We start from the raw sequence: 8,642 nt of genomic DNA, 5'->3' as shown, positions 1-8,642 counted from the left end.
TGTAAGGCATGGAACTCGTCAGAGGTCGCTGCCGTCCCCCACCACAGGGAAAGCATCCCATATGAATTGAAAGGAAGCCATTTTTAGGCTATATTGTACTCACTATTTATAGATTGTAAAATTCTACCCACTACAGTTGACAAAGAGCCTTTTTTTGTTGTGTGAAAAGCCTTTTACTTCTGTCATTTCTGGGTTCTATTCTATTCACTATTTATAGATTGAGAAATTCTAGCTACTACAGTTGACAGAAAGTCGGTTTTTCTCAATTAATCTCCCATTCGGAACGTTTTCACAACCTTTCAGAACAGGAGAGTTTGAAAGGGCTCTTTTTCCTGTATTCTTATAGGGTTGGATTTGGAGCTGCTTGTGCCAAATTTCTTCGAATAATAAGGTGAAAGGGAAATGTTTAAGTGGAGTTATGAATATTTTTGTTTATGAGGAGCTTTGTCGAGATCATTTTTGGTGGGAAGATTTACTGCAACATGTTGTAGTGACAATTGGTGTTGAGTTGGAGCAGTTGGAGATCCAGTCCACCGGTGCGGGTTTGTTGGATGCTTGGTCAAGAAGGGGGAGTCATCAGGTCTTTATTCTGGTTCTCCATGGAGAGGCTCCTTGCCAGACTTTTTTTGATTTGGTCGTTCAAATTCGGAAGCGGGATGCCCTAGCTTCGATTATTATTGTGGCAGACTCCTTGTTTTTTATGGAAGAAGTTTTTAGAAGCCAGGTTGGTGTGTTGGATTATATTTTGCGAGATTTGCCTCCCATCCGCTTTCATCAACGGCTAGCCACTGTGCTGTTGCAGATTCATGGCTATTTTATTCAGGATACGCCTAAGGAGTTGATTTTAATCCGGAATTCGCAGGTACAAATTCAGATACCGGTGCGGAAGGTTTTTTATATTGAACGAAGTTTTCGAGCCCATTATATTTCAATTGTTACCAGTGATGAAGAAGTCTCGGTTATTGCGAATTTACAGGATGTCAAAGCTACAAGCCCCTTTCTTTTTAGCTGTCACCGGTCCTTTTTGGTCAACCCATTTAATATTCGGCGGGTTGATCGGCAGCTACGATTGGCTTTTTTTCCTAAGGGCTATTCCTGTCCGATTTCTAGAAATCGGATGATGGAATTGTTAAATGTGATTCACTTTCAATGCCAAGCCTGTTCTCGCTTTTATGGAGGAGATGACAAAAGGACTTAGCGCTACTGGCTAAGTCCTTTAAACATTGATTATTCTTCGGCCTCTTCCTGGCTGGAGCTGGACGAACTACTTGAGTCGGTATCCTCAAGGAATTGTTCCGGGTGTAAGGCCTTGTAAGTTGGTGAGTCAAAGAGGTCAAGGGTGCTGGATTGACGTTGGCTAAACAAGCTGCTAGATGTTTGGCCTTTTTCTTTTTCAATTTTCAGCAGTTGATCCATGGCCTTATTGTAATTGATTTTACTTACGTCTGGTTTGCCTAGGCGGTTCTCACTATAGAAGCGGAGGAGGTCCCCTGTTTGAATCATGTCTGAGATAGAGAGCTGTTTATTGGCCTTATCTCTAGCCTCATCAATGGCTTTCTGAGTGGATTCGTCAGGAGTGGTAATTTCTTCTCCAGTAGCAGTGTAGTAGGTCCGACCGGAATAGGAAGTGTATTCTGGAGTTACAAAATAGTTACTGGAGCGGAAGGCGACAATCTGCTCGTGGTCAGGTGACAAGAGATCCTGTCCAACTTGGAGGAAGTTGCTGGAGTTGATTCCAAGCAGATGTTCCAGGGTTGGCAACATATCGATTTGGCCACCATAGGTATCGATGACAGCTCCATCTTGCATGCCGGGCACGACAACAATGTAGGGAATCCGTTGCAACATGGCATTGTCATAGGAGGACCAGGTTTCAGGATTTTTGTCCAATAGGGGAGCTAGGGATGGATTCCGCGAATTGGAAATTCCATAGTGGTCACCATAGAGGACAATAACTGAATTCTCATACAAGCCAGTTTCTTTGAGGTAATCAAAGAAAGATTTGATGGCGGAGTCAAGGTAGTTAGCTGTAGCAAAGTAGCCATTGATGGTTTCATCTTTGGTTTCTGCCAAGGGGAATCCTTGTTCATCGCCAATCAAGCTAGTGGTATAAGGGTAATGATTGGAAACCGTTAAGTACTTAACGTAGAAGGGTTGCTGCATGTGTTCAAGGTACTTAATGGAGTCCTTGAACATAATCTTATCATTCAAGCCGTACTGGAAGGAATTTTCACTGGTGGCCTTACTCATATAGGACTGATCAAAGAAAAAGTTATAGCCCCATTGTTTGTAAGTTGTGTTTCGGTTCCAGAAACTTCCAATGTTTCCATGGAAAACGGCAGAAGTATAGTCGCCAGTTTGGGCCAAAATATGCGGTGCTGCTTGTTGGGTATTGGTTCCCCCGTAGTTAACCATGAAGGATCCTTGGTTGAGTCCAAACAAGCCTGATTCAATCATGGTTTCAGCATCCGATGTTTTTCCAGCCTTAACTTGGTTGAAAATATTGGAGAAGGCGAAACTCTCGCTTGAATGATAGAGTGAGTTGATAAAAGGAGTCACTTCGTACTCTTGATTATTAGACTTGAGTTTGTAATCAATCAAAAATTGTTGAAAAGACTCCAAATGGAGATAAATCACATTCCGCCCCTTGGCAATTCCGAAGGTTGCGGGGTTCGGTTCTGCATTGTGCTCCTTGATATACTCCAAAACAGGTTCTAAATCGGTTTCGGAAGCCTTGGCCCGTTCCTTATCCGCCTGGTAGGTCTGGTTGGCACTATAACCAAAGAAGGCAGGAAGTCCCAAAGCACGGACCACATAGTAGTTGGAGAAGCCTCGACTCAATAGCTCTGGACGGTCGACCTCAGCAAAGAACAGATTGGCCGAGAAGAGCATGGTTGATAAAGACGTAATCGCAAAGCTGGCATTGAAGCTAAGCGGACGATCATCAAAGGTGACTTTTTTCTTCCAGAAAAGGTAAACAATGACTGGAATATCCAACAAATAGAGGAGGTCGAATGGTCGAAAGAGCTTGGCAGCTGCATCTCCCAAACCTGCAGAAACACTGCTCGAAGCGAGCATAGTATTGAGCGTAATAAAGTCTGAGAACTCCCGATAATAAATGACATTGGAGAAAAGCCAAGAGAAGAGTACCAGGTACATGATGGCTAAGAGCGGGTAGTAGACTTTGGTTGGTTTGGCATAAAAGGGGAGTCCTAATAGTAGGAGTCCTAGCGGTAGTGGGTTAAGAATCGCTAAGGCCAGTTGGTAAAAGCCTTGCATATTTCCGAGCTGGATGTCCAGATTAAAATTGAGGAAATAGGCAGCGATACTTTTTAACCAGTAGAGGATTAGGAGAATAAAGACCAAGCCCAATCGACTACTCATGGTCGTTAGAAGTGTTTGTGTTAGTTTTCTCACGGAATAATTTCCTTACTTTGTCTATATATCCATTATGGATGAGACAGTTATTTTGGGAATCCTCCCAATTTTGTTTCAAATTTGATTATATCACAAAATGAAAGAGGGAAACCAGAATCAAGAGAAGGGGTGGTTATTTTTAAGAAACGGTTAAGTTTGGAGCTGTCCGTCTTGTTAAAGATGAAAGAAATCAAGCGGATAGGCACTCGAAAAAGAGAAGTTTGTCCAATTATTCTGTAAATTTTGTTATAATTGAAGATATGAAACAAGCAGTTCTATCAAAGAAGTGTCAACTAGAGGTTGAACAGGGAAGGATTCTTTTGAATGAGAAGGACCTAAAACCAACTGATTTAGACAATGAGTTTGTACACTTCTACAATCAACATGGCAAGTTTTTGGCTTCAGGCTATCTTGCCAAACAAAATAAAGGTGTTGGCTGGGTTTTATCACGGGAGGCCGTGACCTGGGCGGACCTTGGGTTGAAGGCCCTTGTCGCAGCCGCAAAGGAGAAACGTCAAGCCTACTTGCAAGATCAAGGGACAACAGCCTTTCGGATTTTTAACCAGGAAGGGGATGGTCTTCCTGGTCTGACGGTTGATTTGTATGGAGACTACCTACTCTTTTCTTGGTATAATGCTTTTGTTTTTCAACAGAAGGATGACATTATTTCTTGCTTCCAAGAAATTTACCCAGAGTGTTTGGGGGCTTACGAAAAAGTTCGTTTCCAGGGACCGGGCTATGAAACGGCCCATCTCTATGGGGAGCCTGCTCCTGATCAATTTTTGATTGTTGAAAATGGTGTCGGCTATCAGGTGTTTCTCAATGATGGCTGGATGACGGGGATTTTCTTGGACCAGCATGAGGTTCGTAAGGATTTGGTTCAGGGTTTGGCTCAGGGCCAGCGTGTGTTGAATCTCTTTTCCTATACGGCTGCCTTTTCAGTTGCAGCAGTGGCTGGTGGGGCGCTTGAGACCGTTTCGGTAGATTTAGCTAAGCGCAGTCGAGAGTTGTCACAGGCGCATTTTCAGGCAAATGAAATGGGGCTTGAATCCCAAGCCTTGGTGGTGATGGATACGTTTGAGTACCTGCGCTATGCAGCTCGGAAGGGCTTGATCTTTGATGTCGTGATTATTGACCCTCCAAGTTTTGCCCGGAATAAAAAACAAGTCTTTTCCGTCAGCAAGGATTACCATCGTTTGGTGGAAGAGTCACTTAAAATTTTAGCTCCGCAAGGAAAAATGATACTCAGTACAAATGCGGCTCAGTTGTCTTTGGATAAATTCAAGCAGGAGATTCAAAAAGGAATGGGAGAGACTTCTTATGCGATTGAGAAGGTCTACCGCCTGCCGCAGGATTTCCCAAGTTATGCTGAGGAGCCGACGAGTAATTATTTAAAAGTTATACAGATAAGGGTGGATGAATGAAGTTAGTTGTACCAATCATGCCGACCAGCCTCGAAGATGTACAGGCATTGGACACCGATCGCTTTGACTCGGTGGATATTATTGAGTGGCGGGCAGATTATAGTCCCAAGAAGGAGGACATTATTGCCCTGGCCCCAGCCATTTTTGAAAAATTTGCAGGTCGTGAAATTATTTTCACCTTACGAACGACGCGTCAGGGTGGGAAGATGGAGTTGAGTGGACCGGAGTATGTGTCCATTTTGCGGGAGATTCAGGCCTTGTACCAACCAGAGTATATTGATTTTGAATTTTATGCCTATCGCGAAGAATTTGAACAGGTCTTGGATTTTTCAAACTTGGTTTTGACTTACCATAACTATGAGGAAACCCCTGATAACTTGATGGAAATTTTATCCGAATTGACGGCTCTGAATCCTCGTATTGTCAAGGTTGCAGTTCGGCCTCAGCATGAACAAGATGTGCTGGATTTAATGAATTATACACGCGGGTTCAAAACCTTAAATCCAGAGCAGGACTACGTTACCATCTCGACTGGCAAATTAGGTGTTTGGACACGGCTAACCGGTGACTTAACGGGATCTGCTTGGACTTTTGCAGCCTTGGAGGCTCCGAGTGCTTCGGGTCAGTTATCTCTACATAAAACGCGGCAGATTTTGGAAGCCATCGATGATGTGGATTCTGAGTAGTTGGAACTCAAGGGAGGTGACTCATGCTTGAGTTCGGAATCTTTATCAGTATCGGTATTTTGGCAGGTTTGCTAGGCTCCCTCTTGGGTTTGGGTGGTGGCATCATTTTAACGCCAATCTTGACCATTGCCCTAGGCTATGACATTAAGGTGGCGGTTGTGGTCTCCATCTTTGCGGTCCTTGGAACCAGTGCGGGATCTGCCCTGGCCTACTTGGAGGATGACTTGCTCAATCTGCGATTGGCTATGTACCTGGAGATTTTTACGACCATTGGCGCCTTTGTCGGTGCGCTTTTGTCGACGCTGGTGCAAGGTCAATTTCTCTTTATCCTCTATGGTTTATTAATGTTTTATCAAGCCTATACCATGTGGAAAAAAATAAGGGGCGGGGAGACCCACCATTTGCAGAGTGCAGTCCAAAAAGAGCCAAATCGCCTGCAAAAGTCCCTCAGTGGTTCTTACCAGGATCTGCAAAGCAAGACCCAGGTTGATTACCAGGCAGCCAATATTCCTCTGGGATCCTTTATTATGTTTCTAGCCGGTGTTGCTTCAGCCCTCTTGGGGATTGGAGCAGGGGCCTTTAAGGTCCTGGCGATGGATAATGTGATGGGCTTGCCCCTAAAAGTATCCTCTGCAACCGCTAATTTTATGATGGGAGTTACGGGAGTTTCTTCCGCTATCTTCTACTTTAGTCAAGGTTCGGTTGACTTGCCCATTGTCGCACCGATTGTTCTTGGGGTCATTGCGGGTTCGACCTTAGGTAGCCGGTTGATGCCTCGGATTCCGGTGGCCTTTCTACGGGTCTTATTTGTCCTGGTGCTGTTGGTGACAGGGGTCCAAATGTTTCTCAGAGGATTAGGAGGGTAAGATGCAGTCTATCAAAACCAGTATTCAAGCCTTGCTGCGAATCGGTTTGGTGTCCACGGTGATTCTCTTGGCTCTGGGCAGTCTCTTGCATGTCCTGGGCTTGGAACAAGCCAGTCAGCTGACCCTCTTGTTTGGTGTTTGGGCCTTGATGCTAACGCCTATCCTGCGGGTCTTGATTTCCCTGATCTTTTTCTACCAGGAAAAAGACCGTCTTTATATGGCGATTACCCTTTTGGTTCTAGTCATTATTGCTCTATCAATCGTCTTTGCCTAATCAAGCTTTCTTTTAGGAAACTAGTGTATTTTTTATAAAAAGGAGAAAATCGTATGTCCAATATCTATGATGTCGCAAATGAGTTGAATCGTCGTCTTCGTGGTTTACCTGAATACCAAGCTGTGGTTCAGGCTAAGGAAGAGATTGGCAAAAATCCAGAAGCCCAGGCTATTTTTGAGGAGTACATCCAATTTCAAAATGAATTGCAACGCATGGCGCAAATGGGCCAAGCACCTGAAGGTGATTTTGAGGGACGGATGCGTGAGTTTTCTGAGAAGATTCAAAGCAATGAGCTAGTATCCAATTTCTTTGCTAAGGAACAGCAATTGGGTGTTTACCTCAGTGATCTCGAGCGGATTGTGTTCGAACCTGTTCAAGAATTATTGCAGTAAGCTGTGAGAAGGAGGCCATTAGGCCTCTTTTTTTGGTAAATACTTTGGCTAGAGAATAGCAAAAAAACCAGCCATTTTGGCTGGTTTTTGAGACTTATTTGAGACCGTATTTTTTGTTGAAACGATCCACACGTCCATCTGCTTGTGTGAACTTTTGACGTCCAGTGTAGAATGGGTGTGAGTCTGATGAAATCTCAACACGGATCATTGGGTAAGTTTCACCTTCAAATTCAACAGTTTCGTTAGAGCTCTTTGTAGAACCGCTAAGGAACTTGTAACCAGTAGATGTGTCCATGAAGACAACAGGGCGATATTCTGGATGGATATCTTTTTTCATGATGTTAAAAAATCCTTTCTGCCATGGTCTCTTTGCGAGCCATAGATTATTACCTAGCTAGTTTACCAAATGTGATGGGCTTTGGCAAGTTTTTTTGATTTATTTCTGACTTTTTTTCAGTAAATCTTGAATTTCAGAGTAGATTTGGTCATTTTCGGCTCGATTAGCGGAGTTGGCCCCACTGGCGAGGGGATGGCCGCCGCCGTCATGCTGTTTGGCAATCTCATTGATAGGGATCGTTTTGGAGCGGAGGCGAACTCGGTAGCCGCCGTCTTCTTGCTCAACAAAGACGCCCCAGCTTTGGACGTCTTTAATGCGTCCAGGAGCTCCGACAACTGCAGAGGTGTCGGTTTCTTTGAGCTTGAGTTGTTTGAGGAGGTCCTGCCGGATGATCACACGCGCCGCTCCGTTTTCGTCAATTTCAAGGTTGTCATAGACATAGCCTTGGAGTTTGGCAATTTCGAGGCTGATGGTATCCATTTGGCGAGACAGGTCGCTGAAGTCAATGGAGAATTGGCGCAGATAGGCGGCCATTTCAAATGTTAAGCTGGAGGTAGAGGGGAAGAGGAAGCGACCAGTGTCGCCGACGATTCCCGCATAGAGTAGACGAGCGGTTTGAACATCCATGAGGAGATTGGCTTCACGGGAGAAGCGCGTGATCATTTCACTGGTGGATGAGGCCTGGGGATCGACCCAGGAAATATCGCCGTAGGGGGTATCATCCGGGTGGTGGTCGATTTTAATCAGCTCTTTTCCATTCTGGTAGCGCTGGTCATCAATGCGTTCCCGGTTGGCGGTGTCACAGACAATCACGAGGGCGTCTTGGTAGTCCTCGTCGGCGACATAGTTCATGCCGGCTAGCCAATGGAGGTTGGGCTCGTCGTAGCCAGTGACTAGGATTTTTTTCTCGGGATAATTGAGGAGGAGGAGGTTCTGTAGACCAACCTGACTACCGATAGCATCGAGGTCTGGGCGGACATGCCGGTGGATGATGATTTTATCGTACTGGGTAATCTTTTCCAGTATTTTTTCAACAATTGCTTCCATAGTGATTCCTTTTTGCTTTTTTTCCATTTTAACATAAGGGCGGAGCAATGCAAACTTTCAGATTACTTGTGATATAATCCCGACTTTATCACCTAGATTTATGAAAACTTAGCTCAAACCCTTGATAGAGCTGAGTTTTTTTGTAAAATCCAACTATTTTTCTTGTTGTATATGGTTGTGTATGGTATAATAGAGTATG

General features: G+C 44.4%; 9 protein-coding genes. 6 read left to right on the top strand and 3 right to left on the bottom strand.

Translation table 11 applies throughout. The features are described 5' to 3' along the window. Positions 1 to 418: 418 nt before the first annotated feature. A complete protein-coding gene (locus HZY94_RS01990; protein ID WP_179924806.1) occupies positions 419 to 1,198 on the top strand; it encodes a LytR/AlgR family response regulator transcription factor in 780 nt (259 codons plus the stop codon). Between the two features lie 29 nt (positions 1,199 to 1,227). On the opposite strand, the gene HZY94_RS01985 is transcribed toward HZY94_RS01990, so the two are convergent. After that, a complete protein-coding gene (locus tag HZY94_RS01985) occupies positions 1,228 to 3,417 on the bottom strand; it encodes an LTA synthase family protein (protein WP_179924805.1) in 2,190 nt (729 codons plus the stop codon). Between the two features lie 260 nt (positions 3,418 to 3,677). Between HZY94_RS01985 and HZY94_RS01980 the strand changes: the two genes are divergently transcribed. From HZY94_RS01980 to HZY94_RS01960, 5 genes are read left to right on the top strand one after another with little or no spacing between them, the layout of a single operon-like run. Beyond that, on the top strand, positions 3,678 to 4,841 hold the full coding sequence (locus HZY94_RS01980) for a class I SAM-dependent rRNA methyltransferase (RefSeq protein WP_179924804.1): 1,164 nt from the start codon (positions 3,678 to 3,680) through the stop codon (positions 4,839 to 4,841). After that, positions 4,838 to 5,527 (top strand): type I 3-dehydroquinate dehydratase, encoded by a 690-nt coding sequence (locus tag HZY94_RS01975; RefSeq protein WP_179924803.1) that lies wholly within the window; start codon positions 4,838 to 4,840, stop codon positions 5,525 to 5,527. Before HZY94_RS01980 ends, HZY94_RS01975 begins: the two co-directional genes overlap by 4 nt. A gap of 23 nt (positions 5,528 to 5,550) precedes the next feature. Then, a complete protein-coding gene (locus tag HZY94_RS01970; RefSeq protein WP_179924802.1) occupies positions 5,551 to 6,393 on the top strand; it encodes a sulfite exporter TauE/SafE family protein in 843 nt (280 codons plus the stop codon). Between the two features lies 1 nt (position 6,394). Next, a complete protein-coding gene (locus tag HZY94_RS01965; protein WP_179924801.1) occupies positions 6,395 to 6,667 on the top strand; it encodes a DUF1634 domain-containing protein in 273 nt (90 codons plus the stop codon). A gap of 53 nt (positions 6,668 to 6,720) precedes the next feature. Continuing rightward, entirely contained in the window at positions 6,721 to 7,059 is a 339-nt protein-coding gene (locus HZY94_RS01960; protein ID WP_179924800.1) for a YlbF/YmcA family competence regulator, read from the top strand. A gap of 94 nt (positions 7,060 to 7,153) precedes the next feature. Here HZY94_RS01960 and HZY94_RS01955 read toward each other — a convergent pair whose 3' ends face one another. Then, positions 7,154 to 7,396, bottom strand: coding sequence for a type B 50S ribosomal protein L31 (locus HZY94_RS01955; RefSeq protein ID WP_160332052.1), 243 nt, complete (start codon positions 7,394 to 7,396; stop codon positions 7,154 to 7,156). 99 nt (positions 7,397 to 7,495) lie between these two features. After that, complete coding sequence (locus HZY94_RS01950) at positions 7,496 to 8,443, bottom strand: DHH family phosphoesterase (protein ID WP_179924799.1); 948 nt, start codon at positions 8,441 to 8,443, stop codon at positions 7,496 to 7,498. Positions 8,444 to 8,642: the final 199 nt, after the last annotated feature.

The sequence above is a fragment of the Streptococcus danieliae genome, from assembly GCF_013415245.1.
GTDB classification, from domain to species: Bacteria; Bacillota; Bacilli; order Lactobacillales; family Streptococcaceae; genus Streptococcus; species Streptococcus danieliae_A.
This window is presented reverse-complemented; position numbering and strand designations above follow the sequence as displayed.

Coding starts and splice junctions, on each gene's coding strand:
- HZY94_RS01990 (WP_179924806.1), top strand. CDS start 419: ATGAATATTTTTGTTTATGAGGAGCTTTGTCGAGATCATTTTTGGTGG.
- HZY94_RS01980 (WP_179924804.1), top strand. CDS start 3,678: ATGAAACAAGCAGTTCTATCAAAGAAGTGTCAACTAGAGGTTGAACAG.
- HZY94_RS01975 (WP_179924803.1), top strand. CDS start 4,838: ATGAAGTTAGTTGTACCAATCATGCCGACCAGCCTCGAAGATGTACAG.
- HZY94_RS01970 (WP_179924802.1), top strand. CDS start 5,551: ATGCTTGAGTTCGGAATCTTTATCAGTATCGGTATTTTGGCAGGTTTG.
- HZY94_RS01965 (WP_179924801.1), top strand. CDS start 6,395: ATGCAGTCTATCAAAACCAGTATTCAAGCCTTGCTGCGAATCGGTTTG.
- HZY94_RS01960 (WP_179924800.1), top strand. CDS start 6,721: ATGTCCAATATCTATGATGTCGCAAATGAGTTGAATCGTCGTCTTCGT.
- HZY94_RS01955 (WP_160332052.1), bottom strand. CDS start 7,396: ATGAAAAAAGATATCCATCCAGAATATCGCCCTGTTGTCTTCATGGAC.
- HZY94_RS01950 (WP_179924799.1), bottom strand. CDS start 8,443: ATGGAAGCAATTGTTGAAAAAATACTGGAAAAGATTACCCAGTACGAT.